Source organism: Pseudomonas sp. R3-18-08 (assembly GCF_003852065.1).
In the GTDB taxonomy this organism is placed as follows: Bacteria; Pseudomonadota; Gammaproteobacteria; order Pseudomonadales; family Pseudomonadaceae; genus Aquipseudomonas.
Window position 1 is genome coordinate 4,530,194 of sequence record NZ_CP027729.1, and the last position, 19,971, is coordinate 4,550,164.

Annotated in this window: 17 protein-coding genes, 1 tRNA gene and 1 pseudogene; all 19 read right to left on the bottom strand. The window is 60.0% G+C overall.

All coding sequences use genetic code 11. The features are described 5' to 3' along the window. Positions 1-405: 405 nt before the first annotated feature. Positions 406-1,950, bottom strand: a complete 1,545-nt coding sequence (locus C4J92_RS20795; protein ID WP_124371694.1) for a DHA2 family efflux MFS transporter permease subunit — start codon at positions 1,948-1,950, stop codon at positions 406-408. Then, positions 1,943-3,115, bottom strand: coding sequence for an HlyD family secretion protein (locus tag C4J92_RS20800; RefSeq protein ID WP_124405135.1), 1,173 nt, complete (start codon positions 3,113-3,115; stop codon positions 1,943-1,945). The genes C4J92_RS20795 and C4J92_RS20800 overlap by 8 nt, the downstream gene beginning before the upstream one ends. Continuing rightward, complete coding sequence (locus C4J92_RS20805) at positions 3,112-4,614, bottom strand: TolC family protein (protein ID WP_124405136.1); 1,503 nt, start codon at positions 4,612-4,614, stop codon at positions 3,112-3,114. The genes C4J92_RS20800 and C4J92_RS20805 overlap by 4 nt, the downstream gene beginning before the upstream one ends. A gap of 203 nt (positions 4,615-4,817) precedes the next feature. Continuing rightward, positions 4,818-5,558, bottom strand: a complete 741-nt coding sequence (locus C4J92_RS20810) for a helix-turn-helix domain-containing protein (protein WP_124364177.1) — start codon at positions 5,556-5,558, stop codon at positions 4,818-4,820. Position 5,559: 1 nt separating this feature from the next. After that, on the bottom strand, positions 5,560-7,254 hold the full coding sequence (leuA, locus tag C4J92_RS20815; RefSeq protein WP_124364178.1) for a 2-isopropylmalate synthase: 1,695 nt from the start codon (positions 7,252-7,254) through the stop codon (positions 5,560-5,562). 432 nt (positions 7,255-7,686) lie between these two features. Beyond that, positions 7,687-7,762: transfer RNA gene (locus C4J92_RS20820), tRNA-Lys, on the bottom strand. Positions 7,763-7,894: 132 nt separating this feature from the next. Beyond that, positions 7,895-8,542, bottom strand: a complete 648-nt coding sequence (gene queE, locus C4J92_RS20825; protein ID WP_124405137.1) for a 7-carboxy-7-deazaguanine synthase QueE — start codon at positions 8,540-8,542, stop codon at positions 7,895-7,897. Positions 8,543-8,706: 164 nt separating this feature from the next. After that, positions 8,707-9,542: pseudogene (gene ybgF / locus C4J92_RS20830) on the bottom strand (tol-pal system protein YbgF). Between the two features lie 6 nt (positions 9,543-9,548). After that, entirely contained in the window at positions 9,549-10,049 is a 501-nt protein-coding gene (pal, locus tag C4J92_RS20835; protein ID WP_003193861.1) for a peptidoglycan-associated lipoprotein Pal, read from the bottom strand. A gap of 55 nt (positions 10,050-10,104) precedes the next feature. Further along, positions 10,105-11,385, bottom strand: coding sequence for a Tol-Pal system beta propeller repeat protein TolB (tolB, locus tag C4J92_RS20840; RefSeq protein ID WP_177412755.1), 1,281 nt, complete (start codon positions 11,383-11,385; stop codon positions 10,105-10,107). A gap of 17 nt (positions 11,386-11,402) precedes the next feature. Continuing rightward, a complete protein-coding gene (gene tolA / locus C4J92_RS20845; protein ID WP_124364182.1) occupies positions 11,403-12,476 on the bottom strand; it encodes a cell envelope integrity protein TolA in 1,074 nt (357 codons plus the stop codon). Then, entirely contained in the window at positions 12,476-12,928 is a 453-nt protein-coding gene (gene tolR, locus C4J92_RS20850) for a protein TolR (RefSeq protein ID WP_161793227.1), read from the bottom strand. The genes tolA and tolR overlap by 1 nt, the downstream gene beginning before the upstream one ends. A gap of 23 nt (positions 12,929-12,951) precedes the next feature. Further along, positions 12,952-13,647: a protein TolQ gene (gene tolQ / locus C4J92_RS20855; protein WP_053135845.1), complete on the bottom strand. Its 696-nt coding sequence runs from the start codon at positions 13,645-13,647 to the stop codon at positions 12,952-12,954. 1 nt (position 13,648) lies between these two features. Further along, complete coding sequence (gene ybgC, locus C4J92_RS20860) at positions 13,649-14,104, bottom strand: tol-pal system-associated acyl-CoA thioesterase (protein WP_124364183.1); 456 nt, start codon at positions 14,102-14,104, stop codon at positions 13,649-13,651. Positions 14,105-14,353: 249 nt separating this feature from the next. Beyond that, positions 14,354-15,412: a Holliday junction branch migration DNA helicase RuvB gene (gene ruvB / locus C4J92_RS20870; RefSeq protein WP_003175801.1), complete on the bottom strand. Its 1,059-nt coding sequence runs from the start codon at positions 15,410-15,412 to the stop codon at positions 14,354-14,356. Beyond that, positions 15,413-16,024: a Holliday junction branch migration protein RuvA gene (ruvA, locus tag C4J92_RS20875; RefSeq protein WP_124364184.1), complete on the bottom strand. Its 612-nt coding sequence runs from the start codon at positions 16,022-16,024 to the stop codon at positions 15,413-15,415. A 66-nt stretch (positions 16,025-16,090) separates the two neighbouring features. Beyond that, the gene (gene ruvC / locus C4J92_RS20880; RefSeq protein ID WP_057723842.1) at positions 16,091-16,615 is read right to left on the bottom strand and encodes a crossover junction endodeoxyribonuclease RuvC; all 525 of its coding nucleotides are present in this window, start codon (positions 16,613-16,615) and stop codon (positions 16,091-16,093) included. A gap of 690 nt (positions 16,616-17,305) precedes the next feature. Further along, the gene (locus C4J92_RS20890) at positions 17,306-18,052 is read right to left on the bottom strand and encodes a YebC/PmpR family DNA-binding transcriptional regulator (RefSeq protein WP_124405139.1); all 747 of its coding nucleotides are present in this window, start codon (positions 18,050-18,052) and stop codon (positions 17,306-17,308) included. A gap of 134 nt (positions 18,053-18,186) precedes the next feature. Next, positions 18,187-19,962: an aspartate--tRNA ligase gene (gene aspS / locus C4J92_RS20895; protein WP_057013724.1), complete on the bottom strand. Its 1,776-nt coding sequence runs from the start codon at positions 19,960-19,962 to the stop codon at positions 18,187-18,189. Positions 19,963-19,971 lie beyond the last annotated feature (9 nt).

The following is a 19,971-nucleotide window of genomic DNA, read 5'->3' on the forward strand; positions in this document are numbered from 1 at the left end:
GCCTTTTTTTCAGGCATGAGCAGGCTTATCTCGCCATTACCGGCCAGCACGGTATATATGTTAATTAAGTTACACGGTGAATCTTAGGCAGACCGAGCGGTCACCCGCCGAAGCAAGACGAAACTTAGAGGAAGTTCATAACGATCGGCAAGTGTTTTCTGGAAAAATAATACTAAATATTTCCAAACTACAAAACACACAACAACAGAAGCCCGAGCAAAGTTTTAAATATCAACTTTGTCGGGCAATAGTTTACCTACTCGCTTTACGCGAGCATTAGCAAACTGCATGTCATTGCTAAGTTAGCAATCCGCTAAACCGTCAACAGGCCTGTCGCCTTTTTTCCATTCAAGTTCCCTCTTGTTCGCTGAGAAGTGCCGCGCATTATTTGCCGGCTATGTGCATTCAATTCTTCGCTTGCTGACGTAATGCCAATGCCGCCACACCACACAGGATCAAGGCGATACAGGACACGTAGAACGCATCGCTGTAGGCCATCAGGTAGGCCTCGCGGCGCACGGTACGCATCAAACCCTCGAGGACTTGCTGCTGGGCGGGCAGCAGTTGGTTGAAGACGAAGGCCTCGCTGTCTGCCATGCCGGCGCGCAGGCGCTCCTGGAATGACGGGGAAAACAAGGTGATCGACTCGCCGACGCGCTCTGAATGAAAGCGCTCGCGCATGGCGACGATCTGCGTCAACCCGGCAGTGCCCACGGCGCCGCCCAGGTTGCGCAGCATGGAAAACAGAGCGGAGGCAGAACCGGCTTCATCCTTGGCCAACCCGGACACGGCCAGCACCGAAAGCGCCACCATGATCAACGGTTGCCCGATGCCCCGTACCACAGTGGACGGGATGATCACGTTGGCGGCGCTGTCCATGTCCAGATGCGCGCCGAGATAGCAGCCCAGGGCCATGATGAAAAAGCCGCTGGCAACCATCAGTTTCGGGTTGAGCCACTTCATCAGGCGCGGCATGAACGGCGCCAGTACCAGTTGCACCATGCCGTAGGCAATCAGGCTGATCCCGATTTCCCGGGCGTTGTAGCCCTGCAGTTGGGACAGGTAATTGGGCACCAGAAAGACCAGGCCGAACGTGGCCCCGCCAAAAATGAACATCGCTGCGCTCGCCACGCCGAAGTTGTAGCTCTTGAGCAGGCGCAGGTTGATGAATGAGCGGCTGCCGTAGAGCTGTGACAGCACGAAATACACCAGGGCGACGCCGGCGGTGAGCGACATCCATACGATGAAATCGGAGCCGAACCAGTCCTTGCGCCCGCCTTCTTCAAGCACGATCTGCAACCCGCCGAGGCCGACAATCATGGCCAGGATGCCGCCCCAGTCGCCGCGCTTGAGCAAGCTCAACTGCATGGGTTTGGCATCGATGGACCACGCCACCGCCAGCAGCAGGAGAATGCCGGGGGCCAGTTGCAGGTAGAAAATCCAGCGCCAGGAATACGCATCGGTCAGCCAGCCGCCGATGGACGGCCCGGCGGCCTGGGCCACGCTGTTGGACAGGGCGAACAGGGCCATGCCCATGGCGATCTTGCTGGGCGGCAGTTCCGTGATGATCAGTTGGAACGACAACGGGATCAGCACCGCGCCGGCGGCGCCCTGGATCACCCGAATGATGATCATCACTTCCAGGTTGGGTGCCCAGGAGCAGGCAATGGAAGCCACTAGAAATACAAACGAGCCCACCAGCATCACCCGGCGCAGAGAGAACACCTGCACCAGCCAGGCGGTCAGCGGGATCATGACGATTTCCGCAACCAGATACGCCGTGGAAATCCACGAGCCTTCTTCAAAGGTCGCCCCCAGCGAGCCTTCGATTTCCGGCAGCGCGGCGCTGGTCACGTGCACGTTCATGCCGGCCATGAAACAGCCGAACAACCCGCCGATCACGGCCACCCAGGCGCGAAAGGAGACGGTTTTCTCGCCAATCTCAGTCATGCGCGGCGCCCTGGGCAGTAGGACGGGTATCCACCGTCGTGATCACCGACATGCCCGGCAGGATGGGGCCGCCGTCATCGTGCTGATCGATCACGATCTTCACCGGAAAACGCTGCACGATCTTGGTGAAGTTGCCGGTGGCGTTGTCCGACGGCAGCAGCGCAAATACCGCACCCGAACCGGGTGAAAAACTCACCACATGGCCCTGGAGCTTGCGCCCTGAATAGCTGTCGACGCTGATATCCACCGTTTGCCCGGCGCGCATGTCACGCAATTGGGTTTCCTTGTAGTTGGCCACCACGTAGGCCTGCTGCAAGGGCACCACGGCCAGCAGCGGCAGGCCCGGCGCGACATATTGGCGGGTGCGCACCTTGCGCTGCCCCACTACCCCGTCGATCGGCGAGCGGATCAGGGTGTCTTCGAGCGCATGGGTCGCCAGTTTCAACTGGGCCTCGGCCTGGTCGCGCCGGGCTATCTGCTGCTGCAGCGAGGCATCGGCCAATTGGCGGCGGGTAGTGGCGACATTCAGCCGGGTTTCCTGCTGGCGCTGCATCGCCCGGGCAATGTCCACCGCGGCGCTGGCCTGGGTGTAACTGGCCGCGGCGCTTTCCAGGCGCTGGGCGCTGGCGGCATGCTCGCGGACCAGGCCTTCATAGCGATGTTGATCCAGACTGGCGCGGCGCAACTCCGCCCCCACGCTGCGGGTATGCGCCTCGGCCTGGGCGACGCCGGCCTTTTGCTGTGCGATCAGGCTGTCGGTAACGTGCAGGTTGGCCTGCTCGGCGGCAATCGAGGCTTGTGCTTGCGCCAACTCCGCACGGGCTTGGGCCAAGCGCGCCTGGTAGTCACGGTCCTCGATGCGCACCAGCACATCCCCGGCCTTGACGGGCTGGTCATCCTCCACCAACACCTGGGCTACGTACCCGGACACCCTTGGGCTGATGGGAATCCAGTCGGCACGCACGTAGGCGTCGTCAGTCTGTTCCAGGTAACGCCCGACGGTCATCCAATACACGCCGAACGCCACCGCTGCGATCAACAAGGCAGCACCACCGAGCAGGATCAGGTTGCGTTTGCGGCGTTGCTTGCGGGCGTGCATGAGCTGCTCGAGCACATGCTCCTGCTCATCCTGCACAGCGGTTTTTTCATCAACAGCGATATTCATGGCTGGGTACCGGAAAAATGGGCGGAAGCGTGGGTAAGTGCAGCGGCCGGAGCCTGGGCGGAAGCGGATTGCCAACCGCCCCCCAGGGCGCGAAACAGGCTGATCTGGCGCTGCAGCAATTGGCCATCGGCATCGGCGCGCGTGGCTTGCAGGCGGATCAGCTCACGCTCGCTGTCGAGCACATCGAGAAAGTCGATGGAGCCGGCGTTGTAGTTGAACTGCGCCAGCTTGTAGGCATGCCGACTGCTATCCAGTGCCTGACTCAAGGCGGCGTGGCGCTGGCGCTCGCCGTCGTACAGCGCCAGGGCCTGGCGTACGTCCTTGAGGGCCCTGAGCACGCTGTTTTCGAATTGCGCGACTTCCACCTGCTCAAGCGCGCGCGCCTGGTTGACCCGCGCACGGTTGGCACGCCAGTTGGGGAACTGCCAGGTAATCAGCGGACCGATGCCAAACATCACCGCGCTGCTGTCCCCCAGTTCATGGGGTTTGCTGGCCGAGGAAGACACGGAGGCGCCAAAAGTCACCTTCGGATACAGGTCGGCCTGGACGATATCCACTTGCAAGGTGGCGGCTCGCAATGCTCGCTCGGCCTGACGGATATCAGGGCGGCGCGCTAGTAATTGCCAGCCATCGCCCACCGGCAGCGCGGCACTGAGTTGCGGTACCACTTCGCACGTCGCCGCGCCTGAACCCTGCTCCAGGTCAGCCACGCCGGTCAGCATCGCCAGTTCATACAACGCCGACTCGCGGCGCGCCTCCAACATCGGCAACAGGGCCAGGGTTTCGCCCTGCAGGGCCTGCATGCGGCTGTATTCAAGGTCTGTCACCACGCCGGCCTGACGCTGGCGATCGGTCAGCGCCAGGCTGCGCCCGACCACTTCCAGTGAATGGCGCTGCACTTTGGCGCGCGCGCCCAGGGCGCAGGCATTCACGTAGGCGCGGGTGGTTTGCGCGGCGACGGTGATGCGCAGCAAGTCTTCGGCGTCCTGAGCCGCCGCCGCTTGCACCTGCGCTCGCTCGATGCTGCGCTGGACCTGGCCCCACACATCCACTTGGTAAGCCAATTCGAAACCAGGATTAAAGGCCCACTGCGACGGTGCGTGGCTGTCGGTGGCCTTGGCCAGGGTCTGATCGTCGGCAGTCTTGCCGTAGACGGCGCCCAGTGACGCCTGGGTGGACGGCCAACGCTCGGCGTCGGCCTGCATGATGCCGGCCAGCATCGACTGCACATGGGCCTGCGCCGCCGCCAGGTCGCGGTTGTGTTCCAGCGCTTGCTGCACCAGCGCGTCGAGCTTGGGATCGTTGTACAACTGCCACCAACGGTCGGGCAAGGCCTGGGCCGACACACCCTGCGGCAGGCGGCTCAAGGCATCGATGCGCGAAGGGTGTGGTTGCGCCGGCACATGAGTGACCCAGGAAGAACATCCTGCCAACCAGACGACAGCCACGCCCAGGAGCGAAAGACGGCAGTGCCGCGTGGAAAATGAAGGCGAACCCATCGCAGAAATCCAGAGTGCTGAGTAGAGACGCAGGTTAAGAGAGCACCGTGCTGCGCATCTCCCGAGTTCCAGACAACCATCGTTTCGATTGGGACAACTTGGCTGCGCAGCCGGATCCAGAGCGCCCGCCTTCCAGGCGCACGCACGCATGGCCCTGCGCAGAGGCGGGCCATGTCCAGTAGGTGGGGGTAGCGCGGGGCCGATCAGACCAAACGGCAGTTGCTGGGTGTGTAGCCCATGGTGCGTTTGAACATTGCCGTGAAAGCGCTGGGGCTTTGGTAGCCATGCTCAAGCGCCACTTCCAGAATGGACACGCCGCAGGCCAGGCGCTGCATGCTCAGCAGCAGTCGCGTGCGCTTGCGCCACTCGCCATAACTCATGCCCAACTCTTTCTGGAACAGCCGAGCCAGGGTGCGCGAACTCATATTGAGTTGCACCGCCCAGCTCTCCAGTTTCGATTCCTGGGACGGGTTGTCGATAAAGTCGGCACACAGCGACTTGAGCCGCGGCTCGTCTGGGATCGGCACATGCGCCAATACTTTCTGTGCCCTGTCGAGTTCAGAGAAGATCAGGTCGACAATCTGCCTGTGACGCACCACCGCCGGCTCGCTGTCAGGTGTTTCGGCGGCGGCGATGATCAACTCACGCAGCAGTGGCGACACACGGATGACGTGGCACTCCTCCGTCAAGGCGCGGTGGGCGCCGGGGCTGATCAGCAACGTGCGCATGCGCACCTCGCCCGTCATGCGGATCTGGTGCTCCTGCCCGGAGGGGACCCACAGCGCGTGCCCGGAAGGCACCACCCAAGTGGTGCCGACGACCGATACCAGCATGACGCCGTTGATGGCGTAGACCAACTGGCCTTCGTCGTGTCGATGCGAGGCAACGATATCGCCGTGACCATAGTTACCGGTAAGCGCCGCCAATGCGGTATGCGCATTCATCTCAGGAAGGCACCGCAGCACTCGCCACGCTGAGCAGGCCCAGACGCGATGCGCGATTGACGGCACTCGTCACCGCCTTGAGGGACGCCAGCAAGATGCTGCCATCGCGGGCGGCACCGAACAGCAACTGGTTGTTCACGCGGATCTCCACATAAGCCAGTGCTTCAGCCTGGGCACCGTCACGGGTGGCATGTTCGTGGTAATCGGCGATGTCGAAGTGGATGCCACGCTGCGCGAATGCGTCGACCAGCGCCGCCAGCGGGCCGTTACCTTCACCACTCAGTTCAAGGGGGCTCGCGCCGCCGATCAGCGTGCCTTCCAGATAAGTCACGTTGCCCTCGCTGACCAGTTTGGGCTGCAACAAAGTGTAAGGCTTGCCTTGGTCGAGGTAGTGCCGGGTAAAGCAGGCCAGGATCATCTCGCCACTGACTTCCTGACCGGAGGCATCGGCTTCCTGCTGCACCAGACTGCTGAATTCCATCTGCAGGCGCCGCGGCATCACGATGCCATGTTGTTCCAGCAGATACGCCACGCCACCTTTGCCCGACTGGCTGTTGACGCGAATCACCGCTTCATAGCTGCGTCCCATATCGGCGGGATCGATCGGCAAGTAAGGCACTTCCCACAGCCCATCGGGATTGGCCTGGCGGGCCGCGAAGCCTTTTTTGATCGCATCCTGGTGCGAGCCCGAAAACGCCGTGAACACCAGCTCCCCGGCGTAGGGATGGCGCGGGTGCGTGGGCAGTTGGTTGCAGAACTCGACTTCACGCTGCACGTGGATGATGTCCGAGAAATCCAGTTGCGGGTCGATGCCGCTGGTGTAGAGGTTCATTGCCAGCGTCAAGATATCCACATTGCCGGTTCGCTCACCGTTGCCGAACAACGTGCCCTCGACCCGCTCGGCTCCGGCCAGGCAAGCCTGTTCGGCGGTAGCGACCCCGGTACCGCGATCATTATGCGGGTGGACACTGATGACTACGCTGTCGCGCCGGCTGAAATGGCGGCAGAACCACTCGATCTGATCGGCGAAGACATTGGCCGTGGAGACCTCCACCGTGGTGGGCAGATTCAGGATCATTTTGTTCGACGGGGTCGGGCCGAAAGCATCAGTCACCGCTTCGCAGACCTCCAACGCAAAGTCCAGTTCGGTGAAGCAGAAGGTTTCAGGGGAATACTGGAACGTCCACTGCGTATCTGGATTGTTGTCCATGTGGCGCTTGATCTCACGCGTTGCCTGGGTGGCAATGTCGATGCAACCGGCCCGGTCCACGCCGAACACCACCTCCCGGAACACCGGCGCGGTGGCGTTGTACACATGCACGATCGCGCGCGGGGCGCCTTTCAAGGCTTCAAACGTGCGCTCGATCAAATGGCTGCGCGCCTGCGTCATCACTTGGATAGTCACATCGTCGGGAATCGCGCCACTGTCGATCAATTCACGCACGTAATCGAAATCGGTCTGGGAAGCGGCAGGAAAGCCTACCTCGATCTCCTTGAACCCCACCTTGACCAGCAGCTCGAAGAAACGGCGCTTGCGCTCGGCATTCATGGGTTCGATCAATGCCTGGTTGCCGTCACGCATGTCGACACTGCACCAGGTTGGCGCTGCAGCCTGCACGACACTTGGCCATTGGCGGTCCGGGAGGTCCACGGTAGTGAAATGGCGGTATTTGCTGGAAGGGTCCTTGAGCATCATGTCGCTTCTCCTTTTTAGAACTGATCGTCGGTAGCGCAGACAGCCTTGCTGAACGCATTCGACATTGGATCCAATACTAAACATAGAGAGCTTGACATGAATTGCGTATTTGGCGCGACAACGTGAAAGAAATTACATAAAAAATCAGAAATTGAAAAAATAGTGGTGATTTCTTTCAACATACGAATTTATAGGGCAATAAACCCTTTAAGAGCAGGGTTTAGACGAGGATCGAAATTGAGCGCGACGGGGCGCGGAAAATGGCAAAAAGGCTACCTAAGGGGGATAGGTGATGGCGGTCGAGCCGCTCGCTAAAGAGGTCGCGACTGATGTTCGTAGCGCATAGAGCGCCTGTTCAGCAAATTTCAGGCAAAAAAAAACCCGGAAATCCTCACTTGCGTGGGCCTTCCGGATTTTCTAAACCGCCAAAAATGGTGGGTCGTGTGGGATTCGAACCTACGACCAATTGGTTAAAAGCCAACTGCTCTACCAACTGAGCTAACGACCCGCTGTGTGGTGGCGCGTATAATACTGATTTCTAAGGATTATTCAACACCTTATTTGAAAATAATTCAAAATTATACGCAGGGGCCATAATTCGGCCGGTTGAACGTCTCGCATTACCGCCCGATCAGGCGTATCAACGCCCCGGTTCGTCGTTCCACAGGTATTTGTGCAACTGCAATTGCAGGCGCACCGGCAGGTTGTCCGCGACCACCCAATCCGCCAGCTCACGGGCGTTCAGGTCGTGATGGCTTGGGGAGAACAGCACCTCGCCTGCACGACGCTCGAGGCCATACTGGATCAGCTTGGACGTCGCCCAGTCATAATCGTCTCGCGAACAGATGACGAACTTGACCTGATCGTTGGCCGTCAGCAAGTCGATGTTCTCGTAGCGGTTGCGGTGAGCTTCCTTGGAGTCGGGGGTCTTGAGGTCGACCACTCGGCTCACACGCGGGTCTACCGCGGAGATGTCCAAGGCGCCGCTGGTTTCCAGCGAAACCTCGTATCCGGCGTCACACAGTTGCTTGAGCAAAGGAATGGCATTGGGCTGCGCCAACGGCTCGCCGCCTGTTACACAGACGTAGCGCGGTCGGTAGCCGGCAACCTGCTGCAGGATGTCGTCCAGGGTGCGCACGGTGCCGCCGCTGAAGGCATAAGCGCTGTCGCAATATTGGCAACGCAAGGGGCAGCCGGTGAGCCGTACGAATACGGTGGGCAGCCCTGCAGTGCGCGTTTCACCCTGTAACGAGTAAAAAACTTCGGTAATACGTAATGTGTCTTGCATAGTCGCCACGGGCGTAACAGCTAAACAGGCTGTCCGCCTCCGTCAGGCACTTCAAGGGATCGCGCCAACGCGTCAACCCCAGGAAGCGTGTGTCATAAAAGGGCGTGGATTCTAACGAAAAAACCCGCGCCAGGCGCGGGTTTCTTCCAAACGGGCTGCATTGCTTACAAGCGCTGCAGATCCCGTTGAGCCAACTGCGCAGCGGAAGTACCCGGATACTGGGCGACGACCTGCTGCAGAATGCCTTTGACCTTGTCGGTGTGGCCTAGGCGGCGTTCCACGTCAGCGAGTTTGTACAGCGAGTCCGGTACCTTGGCGTGCTTGGGGTACAGCTGGCTGACCTTGGCAAACGCCTGGCCTGCCCCCTGCAAATCACCCTTTGCCAGGTTGACTTCACCCAACCAGTACTGGGCATTGCCCGCGTATTGGCTGTTGGGGTACTTGCGCAGGAATGCGGTAAACGCCTGGCTGGCCTTATCGAAGTCCTTGGCCTTGATCAGGTCGAAGGCTGCATCGTAATACAGTTTTTCCTTCGCCGGATCACCCGGTTCACTGCTGGCGGCCGGGGCCTGGCTGGCTGCCGCGGCCCCCGCTGCTGCGCCACCGGCGGCAGCACTGGGCGTGCCACCGGTAGAAGAATTATCAGGAGTAGCGGCAGGTGCAACACCGGCTCCAATACGTCGATCAAGATCCTGGTAACGTTCCAGGCCTTCTTGCTTCAGCTGATTCACTTGATTCTGCAGAACTTCGATGGCGCCTTGTTGCTGGGCCAATTGATCCTGCATGCGTTGCAGCTGGTTGAACAGTTCGCCCTGTGCCGAAGGCGCGGCCGTAGCCGCCCCCCAGCATAGGCGCCGTTCGTGCCATAACCCGCTGGCGGATAACTGCTGCCGCTATTGTTATAGCCAGAGTTGCTATCCGTTACAGGAACCGCAGCCCACACCGCAAGCGGTGCGAGGCTGAAAGCCAATACAGTTAGAGCACGACGGCACGTTCGCATGACGAATTACTTACGCAGTTCGACGCGACGGTTCTGAGCCCACGACTGTTCGTCGTTGCCAGTTGCAACTGGACGCTCTTTACCGTAGGAAACCAGTTCCAGTTGGCCTGGAGCAACACCTTGCAGTACCAGGTAGCGCTGAACGGCTTTCGCACGACGCTCGCCCAGTGCCATGTTGTACTCACGAGTACCACGGGCGTCAGTGTTACCTTCCAGAACAACGCGAGCGCCGTTAGCTTTCAGGTCCTTGGCGTGAACGTCCAGAGCGCGCATGGCTTCTGGCTTCAGGTCCGAACTGTCGTATTCGAAGTAGAAAGTGGTGATCGCGCGCAGAGCAGCTTCTTCGCTCAGGGAGCCGTCGACTGCACCAGTGTTAGCGCCGTAACCAGCGTTTGGATCAACAGCTGCGCCTTCACCGGCATTGTCGCCGCCTTTAGAGGAGCAACCAACGGCTACGGACAGAGCCAGAGCCAGAGCAGCAAACTTACCAAACTTCAGCATTTCCATCGTGAAACTCCTAATGAACCCCAGTGTGTTAAGTACTTCTTTTTGTAGCGCCGCGTCAGTTCAGGTAAGGGGACCAGGATGGTTCTCTGACTTCGCCTTGTGCGGTAGGAAGCGGGAGCCTTACGCGTCCATTAATGGACACGAGCATCAAGACTCCCCGGCCCTGCTGGCGGGTGGCGTAGATTACCATGGTGCCGTTGGGCGCAACAGTGGCTGACTCATCAAGGTTGGTATCTGTAAGGATTTTTACGGTTCCGCGCTGCAAATCCTGGGCCGCAACCCGGAAATTAGTGAAACCATCCTGACGGTGAATCATTACCAACGTCTTTTCATCGGCCGAAAGCTTAGGGTTGGCGTTGTAGTTACCGATAAAGGTCACGCGTTCCGCGCCACCACCACCCACGCTGGCTTTGTAGATTTGAGGCTTGCCGCCACGGTCGGAGGTGAAGTAGATGGTCGAGCCATCCTTACCCCAGAACGGTTCGGTGTTGATGCCCGGGCCGCTGGTCACGCGAGTGAGCTGGCGCGAAGCCATGTTCATCACGTAGATGTCCGGGTTACCGTCCTTGGACAGCACGAATGCCAGGCGCGAACCATCCGGCGACCAGGCTGGCGCACCGTTGAGGCCTTCGAAGTTGGTGATCTGCTCACGACGGCCAGTGTCGATGTGCTGGACGAAGATACGCGGACGCTTCTGTTCGAACGACACATAGGCAATACGCTTGCCGTCCGGCGCAAAACGCGGCGACAGGATTGGCTCGCGCGACTGCAACAGGGTCACGGCGCGTGCACCGTCATAGTCGGAGCGCTGCAGGGTGTAACGCGTGTTGTCTACGGAGAAACGCTCGGCGGTCACGTATAGCATGCGTGTGGAGAACGCACCCTTGATACCGGTGAGCTTTTCAAACGACTGGTCCGAAATATAGTGGGCCATGTCACGCAGTTGCTCGGCGGTGCCCGAAACGTTGCCGGTCAGGACCTGCTGTTCGGTGGCCACGTTGAACAACGTGTACTGGATCTGCAGGCGACCGCCGGCCGGTGTGATGCTGCCGACCATCAGGTACTGCGCGCCTACGGCCTTCCAGTCGCGGAAGATGACTTCGCTGGCCTGAGTCGGCTGGCTGATCATGTTGCCTTTCGGAATCGGTGCGTAGTAGCCGGAGTTGCGCAGGTCGTCGCTGACGATCTGGGCCATGTCGTCCGGCAGCACGCTGCCGCCCTGCCAGCCGAACGGCACTACCGCGATCGGGGTGGCCCGATCGCTGCCGCTGGTAACCAGGATGTTCTTTTCATCCGCCGCCGCTATCCCTGCCATGCAGCAAATAACGACAAGCATTCCTCGAAGAAGGTTTCTCACAAGGCTAGATCCTCAGGTGTGAATGTCATCTTGAATGAACGATAGGGAGCGAAGTCGCTTGGTTTCATTCCCTGCATCTCGGTCAACCGGCCAATATTCTTGACTGCGGCAACCGCCGAACTGTCGAACGAACCGTCACCACTGGACTTGGCCACGCTGACCGAAGTCACCGTACCGTCCGGCAACATGCCGATCTGCAGCACTACTGTCATGCCTTTACGTGCCGAAGGTGGACGTGTCCAGCCTTCCGCTGCCCGAGCCCGGATCAGGTCATCGAAACTGCCCGCGACTTCATCGCCACGTTCATCGGCCAAGGCTTGCTGACGCTGCGGCGTGTCGGAAAGCAAATCTGCCAGGGCCTGGGCCTTTTTCTCTTCGGCGGATTTGCGTGCTGCTTCCTGGGCCTTTTTCTTGGAGGCATCGGCGGCAGCTTTCTTCTTCGCTTCGTCGGCGACTTTCTTTTTCGCCTCGTCTGCTTCAGCTTTTTTCTTGGCGTCTTCGGCGGCTTTCTTCTTCGCGTCTTCGACGATCTTTTTCTTGGCTTCTTCAGCGGCCTTTTTCTTGGCCTCTTCCTCGGCAGCTTTCTTGGCTTCTTCTTCGGATTTCTTCTTGGCTATATCAGCCAATTGTTTCTCTTCGGCCTTTTTGGCTTCGGCAGCTTTCTCGGACTTCTTGGCTTCATCAGCCTTTTTCGCCTCGTCAGCTTTCTTCGCTTCGTCAGCCTTTTTCGATTCCTCGGCCTTTTGAGCCGCCTCTTCTTTCTTTTGTTCCGCAGCAGCCTTCACCGCTTCCTGCTCGACCTTCTTCTGTTCCATCTGCTCGACTTCGGTCTGGCGCGCAGCCGACTTCTGGGCCTCACCCGCAATCTTCTGATTGGTCTGGGTGGTGGCCTGACTTTTCGATTTCAGCTGATACAGGGTCGCCTGCACGATCGGCTTGGCTGGCGGCAGGTCCGGGGTCATGGCAAAGCTGACGAACAGCATGCCGAACACCAGGATGTGCAGGGCAATTGCCCACACGCCAGGCCAGAAGTAGCTTTCCGAGGCGGACGGCTCTCGCTGTTGCTGCATCAGGGCGCCTCGGTAATCAAGCCAACGTTACCGACGCCGGCCTTCTGCAGCCCGCCCATGGCGCCCATGACGGAGCCATAGTCGACCGACTTGTCACCGCGAATGAACACCTGGGTGTGCTTGCCGCCTTCGTTGCCGGAGCGAATGATCTTGGTCACGGCGTCAGTCATTGCCGGCAAGGTCAGGGCCTTGTCCTGCTGCTTCTGCGTGTCGACTTCGCTGCCAAGGTTCCAGTAGTAGGTCTTGTCAGCCTTGATCGAAATGGTCAGGACCTGAGTGTTGTTGTCTTGCGGCAGGGCTTCACTGGAAACCTTGGGCAGATCAACCTTCACGCCCTGGTTGAGCATCGGCGCGGTCACCATGAAGATCACCAGCAGCACCAGCATCACGTCGATGTAGGGCACTACGTTCATCTCGGCGACCGGCTTGCGCTTTTTGCGAGCTCGAGCGATTAAAGCCATTGGGAATTACCTGCTTATTCTTCGCTGGTGTGCACTTTACGGTGCAGGATCGCCTGGAATTCATCGGCGAAGGTGTAGTAACGGCTGATCAACGTTTCGCTGGTGGCGGCAAAACGGTTGTAGGCGATTACTGCGGGGATAGCGGCGAACAGGCCGATCGCGGTGGCGATCAGGGCTTCGGCGATGCCCGGGGCCACGGTGGCCAGGGTCGCTTGCTGGGCCTGGGCCAGGCCACGGAAGGAGTTCATGATGCCCCATACGGTACCGAACAGGCCGATGTACGGGCTGACGGAACCCACGGTCGCCAGGAACGGCAGGCTCTGTTCCAGCTTCTCTTCTTCGCGGGAGATGGCGACGCGCATGGCCCGGGCCACACCTTCCATCACCGCTTCCGGGTCAACGCCCGGTTGCTGGCGCAGGCGCGAGAACTCCTTGAAGCCGGCGCGGAAGATTTGCTCGACGCCCGAATCCGGGTCCGGATTGCTGCCGGCCTGGCGATACAGCTTGGACAGGTCGATACCCGACCAGAAGCGCTCTTCAAAGCTCTCCAGGGCACGTCGACCGGCACGCAGCAAGTTGCTGCGCTGAAAAATCATGACCCAAGAGGTAACCGATGCGGCTACCAGGGTCAGCATGACCAGTTGCACCACGACACTGGCATTGCTGACCAGGCTCCACATGGAGGAATGGTCGACGACGGTAGGTTCCACGCTAAATCTCCTGCTTTGATTGTTTACCCGCGCCGCTCACGGCGGCAAAGGCCGCACGTAGAGTTTCGGGAATGGCCCGAGGTTTCAAACTGTTGGTGCGTACACACGCCACCAGGAACTGCCCCTCACAGAGCAGCGTTGCATCCGTAGCCCGCCTGACCTGCTGTTTGAAGCGCAGGCTGGCACGGTTCAATTCGATGACTTCAGCGCTGACCAGCAGTTCATCGTCCAGTCGCGCCGGTGCGTGGTAACGCGCCTCGCTGGAATGCACGACGAATAACAGGTCCTCCCCTGCCAGCAAGGATTGGGCAAAGCCCAGCTCCCGTAGCCGCTCGGTTCGAGCCCGCTCCATGAATTTCAGGTAATTGACGTAATAAACGATGCCGCCGGCATCAGTGTCCTCGTAATAAACGCGACAGCGATGTGCGAACGACTGATCCCCGTTTTGCGCGCGCATACTCTAGTGCTTACTCCTCAGGTTGCCAATCCGGCTGGACAACTGTTTTTTCAATACCGGAACACATTTCCATTGCCTGAATGACGACGCCAGACACTGGGACAGCACAAACTTCAGATAAATCACCCCACATGACAAATACCCTGCAGGAGCGAGCTTGCTTGCGAAGCCCCTGAGCGCGCCGCGTACAACCAGACACACTGCGTCATCGTCGAGGTTTTTCGCGAGCAAGCTCGCTCCTGCAATTTTTTAATCGTCCACTGCATCGAGAAATTCGTCTACCACGGGCATCTCTCCCAATCGTGACGGAATGTTTAGCCCGAAGTGCAGATAGGCGTGGCGCGTCACCACCCTGCCCCGTGGCGTGCGCATGATGTAGCCCTGCTGGATCAGGTAGGGTTCCAGCACATCCTCGATGGTATGCCGCTCTTCACTGATGGCGGCGGCCAGGCTGTCCACGCCCACCGGGCCACCGTCGAATTTCTCGATCATGGTCAGCAGCAGGCGCCGATCCTGGTGATCGAAGCCATGTTCGTCCACATCCAGCAGGTTCAACGCCAGGTCCGCGACCGCCTTGGTGATATGCCCCTTGGCCCGAACCTCGGCAAAATCGCGTACGCGGCGCAGCAAACGGTTGGCGATCCGTGGCGTACCGCGCGCGCGTCGGGCGATTTCGAACGCGCCCTCCGGGTCCAGCGGCAAGCCGAGGATGCTCGCCGAACGGCTGACGATCGTCGCAAGATCGGCGGTGCTATAGAACTCAAGACGTTGAACGATACCGAAACGGTCTCGCAGCGGGTTGGTCAACATGCCGGCACGGGTGGTCGCGCCGACCAGGGTGAACGGTGGCAGATCGAGTTTGATCGAACGGGCCGCCGGGCCTTCGCCGATCATGATGTCGAGCTGGAAGTCCTCCATCGCCGGGTACAGCACTTCCTCGACGATGGGCGACAGCCGGTGGATCTCGTCGATAAACAGCACGTCGTGAGGCTCGAGATTGGTCAGCAGCGCGGCGAGGTCGCCGGGGCGCTCCAGCACCGGGCCGGACGTGGACTTGATCGACACGCCCATTTCCTGGGCAATGATGTTGGCCAGGGTGGTTTTACCCAGGCCCGGCGGGCCGAAGATCAGTGTGTGATCCAGCGATTCGCTGCGCCCGCGCGCGGCCTGGATGAACAGTTCCATCTGCTCGCGCACGGTGGGCTGGCCGATGTAGTCGGCCAGGCTCAAGGGGCGGATGGCGCGGTCCTGGACTTCTTCACGGTCGCGCGGGCCGGTGGCCGCGATCAGACGATCAGCTTCAATCACTTAAATCATTCCCTTCAAGGCTCGGCGGATCATGTCTTCGCTGCTCAGGTTCTTGTCTTTAATGGCCGACACCGCTTTGCTGGCCTCCTGCGGCTTGTAGCCCAGGGAGATCAACGCACTGACAGCATCGCTTTCGGCACTGGCAACCTGAGTCGCCGGCATATCCGGTTGATTGGGCACCAGGGCGAACATGCTCGGCACCACTTCCCAGGCCTTGAAGCGGTCCTTGAGTTCCACCAGCAGGCGCTCGGCGGTTTTCTTGCCGACACCGGGCACCTTGGTCAGCGCAGAGGTGTCCTGGGCCGAAACGGCACGCACCAGCTCATCCACTTCCAGGCTCGACATCAACGCCAGGGCCAGCTTGGGCCCTACGCCGTTGAGGCGAATCAGTTCGCGAAAGAAGTCACGGTCGCGCTTGCCAATGAAACCATAGAGCAGTTGCGCGTCCTCTCGCACGACTAAATGCGTGTGCAAAGTTATCGGCTCGCCGACCGACGGCAAGCGGTACAAGGTGGTCATGGGCACTTCAAGCTCATACCCCAATCCATTCACATCCAGAATCAGGTGCGGCGGCTGTTTCTCAGCCAAGGTGCCGCGCAAGCGTCCAATCACGGTTCAGATCCTTAAAGCTTGGGGTCAGAACAGGCCTGACCGGAAATAACGATTGCGCTGATGCTATCAGAGACGCAGGCGTCCGCCACGACTGCGTGCCGCGCCCAGGCCATGAGGCAGCAGGCTGGAGCGGGTGTGGGCGTGGCAAATGGCAATGGCCAGGGCGTCGGAGGCGTCGATCTGGGGTTTTGAGGTGAGCTTGAGCATGTGCATGACCATCATCTGCACCTGTTCCTTATTCGCCCCACCCGTACCGACGACGGCCTGCTTGACCTGGGTCGCGGTGTATTCGGCGATCTCCATGCCCTCCTCGGCCCCCGCCACAATGGCCGCACCACGGGCCTGACCGAGCTTCAACGCCGAGTCGGCATTCTTGGCCATGAAGACTTTTTCGATGCCCATGGTCACCGGACCGTAGGTCTGGATGACTTCACGCACGCCGCGATAGACGATCTGCAGGCGCTCGGCCAACTCCCCCGCGCCGGTGCGAATACAGCCCGAGGCTACATAAACGCAGCCACGCGGCGTGTGTTGCACCACGCCAAAACCGGTAATGCGCGAACCGGGGTCGATACCTAGAATTAAAGTCATAACGCCTGCAGGTTGGATAAACACATTTTGTGATACGCCGAAGTTAAAATGTGGAAGGGGGCTTGCCCTGATGCCAGTCAGTTAAGGCTTTTTGTAGGAGCGAGCTTGCTCGCGAAGAACTCAGAGCCCCCGCGTTTATTCAGAATGAACGCGTTGCCTAGACGTTTTTCGCGAGCAAGCTCGCTCCTACAGTGGAGCACTTTCGCTTAACTGAATGGCATTAGGGCTTGCCCCGATGGCCATGAATATCTACACAACTTTGTAGCAGCCTACGGTAACCACGATGCGAAGCGAGTCGCTCTTGCTCTTGCTCTTGCTCTTGCTTTTGATCCCAGTCGCCCCGTTAACCACGCTGGCCGAACGCAGGTTTGAATCCGTGGGTAACCCGGCAGGACGCCGGGTTAGCCGCCCTGCGCCATGGATGGCGCATGGCGGCGGTCCACGGATTCAAGCCTGCGTTCGGGCACACCGAGCCTAAGCGAGGTGCCGAGTGGTGGGGCGAGGACCTTTTGGTTACTTTTGGCTGGGCCGGCATTCCGGTCCTTCCAAAAGTGACCCGCTGTAAGAGCGGAACCACCAGCCGCCGTTACCGCAGCACCGGATATGTACTCGCTCTGACCCAACATCCTGGTCGGCTGTCAGGCCGCCATCGGGGGCAAGCCCCTCCCACATCTGGATCTACATCAACCTTCAGCCTAGCTGTTCGGCCACGGATTCCGGAATGTCGGCATTCGAATACACATTCTGCACATCATCCAGGTCTTCAAGCATATCCAGCAGCTTCAACACCTTCTGCGCACCGTCCAGGTCCAGTTCGGCGCTGGTGGTCGGCAGCATCACGATTTCCGCGTCAGTGCCCTTGAAACCTGTGGCCTCCAGAGCATTGCGCACCGCGTAGAAGCTGGCGAACGAGGTGAACACGTCGATGGAGCCATCTTCGTTTGTGACCACGTCGTCGGCATCTGCCTCCATCGCGGCTTCCATCAGCGCATCTTCATCCGTACCGGCCGCAAAGGTAATCTGCCCCTTGCGCTCGAACAGGTAGGCCACCGAACCGTCGGTACCCAGGTTGCCGCCGCACTTGCTGAACGCATGGCGCACCGCAGCTGCAGTACGGTTACGGTTATCGGTCATGCATTCGACCATCACCGCCACGCCGCCTGGCCCATAGCCTTCGTAGGTCAGCTCGACCATGTCGTCGGTGTCGGCGGCGCCGGCGCCACGGGCCACGGCGCGGTCAATGATGTCACGGCTCATGTTGGCGCCAAGCGCCTTGTCCAGCGCCAGGCGCAGGCGCGGGTTGGAGCCCGGGTCACCGCCACCCTGACGGGCGGCGACGGTCAGCTCGCGGATCCACTTGGTGAAGATCTTGCCTTTCTTGGCATCCTGACGCTCTTTGCGGTGCTTGATGTTCGCCCACTTGGAATGGCCAGCCATAACACAACTCCGAAATTCTCTAAAAACCTTATCAATCCCGCCGGGCAGGATTTCCCTCTTTTAAACGCAAAGGCGCATCCGAAGATGCGCCTTTTTGACTGCGTACCACCTTATCGCGCTTTCACGCAGCAGCCTTACTCAGCCTTCGGCGTCTCGCGCAGACGGATGTGCAATTCGCGCAGTGCCTTGGCATCCACGACGCCCGGCGCCTGGGTCATAACGTCCGCAGCACTCTGGGTTTTCGGGAACGCAATCACTTCACGGATCGACTGGGCACCGGTCATCAGCATCACCAGACGGTCCAGGCCGAAGGCCAGGCCACCGTGCGGCGGCGCACCGTACTTGAGCGCGTCGAGCAGGAAGCCGAACTTCTCTTCCTGTTCCGCTTCGTTGATGCCCAGCAGGCGGAACACCGCTTGCTGCATCTCTTTGCGGTGAATACGGATCGAACCGCCACCCAACTCAGTGCCGTTGAGCACCATGTCGTAGGCACGGGACAACGCGCCGGCCGGGTTGGCTTCCAGCTCGGCCGGGGAGCACTTCGGCGCGGTGAACGGGTGGTGCAAGGCGCTGAAGCTGCCGTCGTCGTTCTCTTCGAACATCGGGAAGTCGACCACCCACATCGGGGCCCATTCACAGGTCAGCAGGTTCAGGTCGTGACCCAGCTTGATCCGCAGTGCGCCCAGGGCTTCGCTGACGATCTTGGCCTTGTCGGCACCGAAGAACACGATATCGCCATCGACCGCACCGACGCGATCGAGGATCGTGTTCAGGTTGGCTTCGGGGATGTTCTTCACGATCGGCGACTGCAGGCCGTCAACGCCATTGGCGCGCTCGTTGACCTTGATGTACGCCAGGCCCTTGGCACCGTAGATGCCGACGAACTTGGTGTAGTCGTCGATCTGCTTGCGCGGCATGCTCGCGCCGCCAGGCACGCGCAGGGCGGCGATGCGGCATTTCGGGTCGTTGGCCGGGCCGCTGAACACCTTGAAGTCGACGTCCTTGAGCTGGTCGGCCACGTCGACCAGTTCCAGCGGGTTACGCAGGTCTGGCTTGTCGGAACCGTAGCGACGCATGGCCTCTTCGAAGGTCATGTGCGGGAATTCGCCGAACTCCAGGTCCAGCACTTCCTTGAACAGGTTGCGGATCATTTGTTCGGTGAGACCCATGATCTCTTTTTCATCGAGGAAGCTGGTCTCGATGTCGATCTGGGTGAATTCCGGCTGGCGGTCGGCGCGCAGGTCTTCGTCACGGAAGCACTTGGCGATCTGGTAGTAACGGTCGAAGCCAGCCACCATCAGCAGCTGCTTGAACAGCTGCGGCGATTGCGGCAAGGCGAAGAAACTGCCCGGGTGGGTACGGCTCGGTACCAGGTAGTCGCGTGCGCCTTCCGGCGTGGCGCGGGTGAGAATCGGCGTTTCCACGTCGAGGAAGCCGTTCTCGTCGAGGAAGCGGCGGATGCTGGTGGTCATGCGCGAACGCAGACGCAGCTTCTCGGCCATTTCCGGACGACGCAGGTCCAGGAAGCGATAACGCAGGCGGGTTTCCTCGCCAACGTCGGAATATTCGTTCAGTGGGAACGGCGGGGTTTCCGACTCGTTCAGCACTTCCAGCTCGTAGCCCAGCACTTCAATGCCGCCGGACGCCATGTTCTTGTTCACGGCACCGGCCGGGCGCAGGCGCACCTTGCCGGTGATCTTCACGACGTATTCGCTGCGCACGCGGTCGGCGGCGGCGAAGCTCTCGGCGCGATCCGGGTCGAACACTACCTGGGCCAGACCATCACGATCACGGATATCGAGGAAGATCACCCCGCCGTGGTCGCGGCGACGGTGAACCCATCCGCAAAGGGTGATTTCCTGACCTTCCAGGGTCTCGTTCAGTTGGCCGCAATAGTGGCTGCGCATCATGGTCGTGGT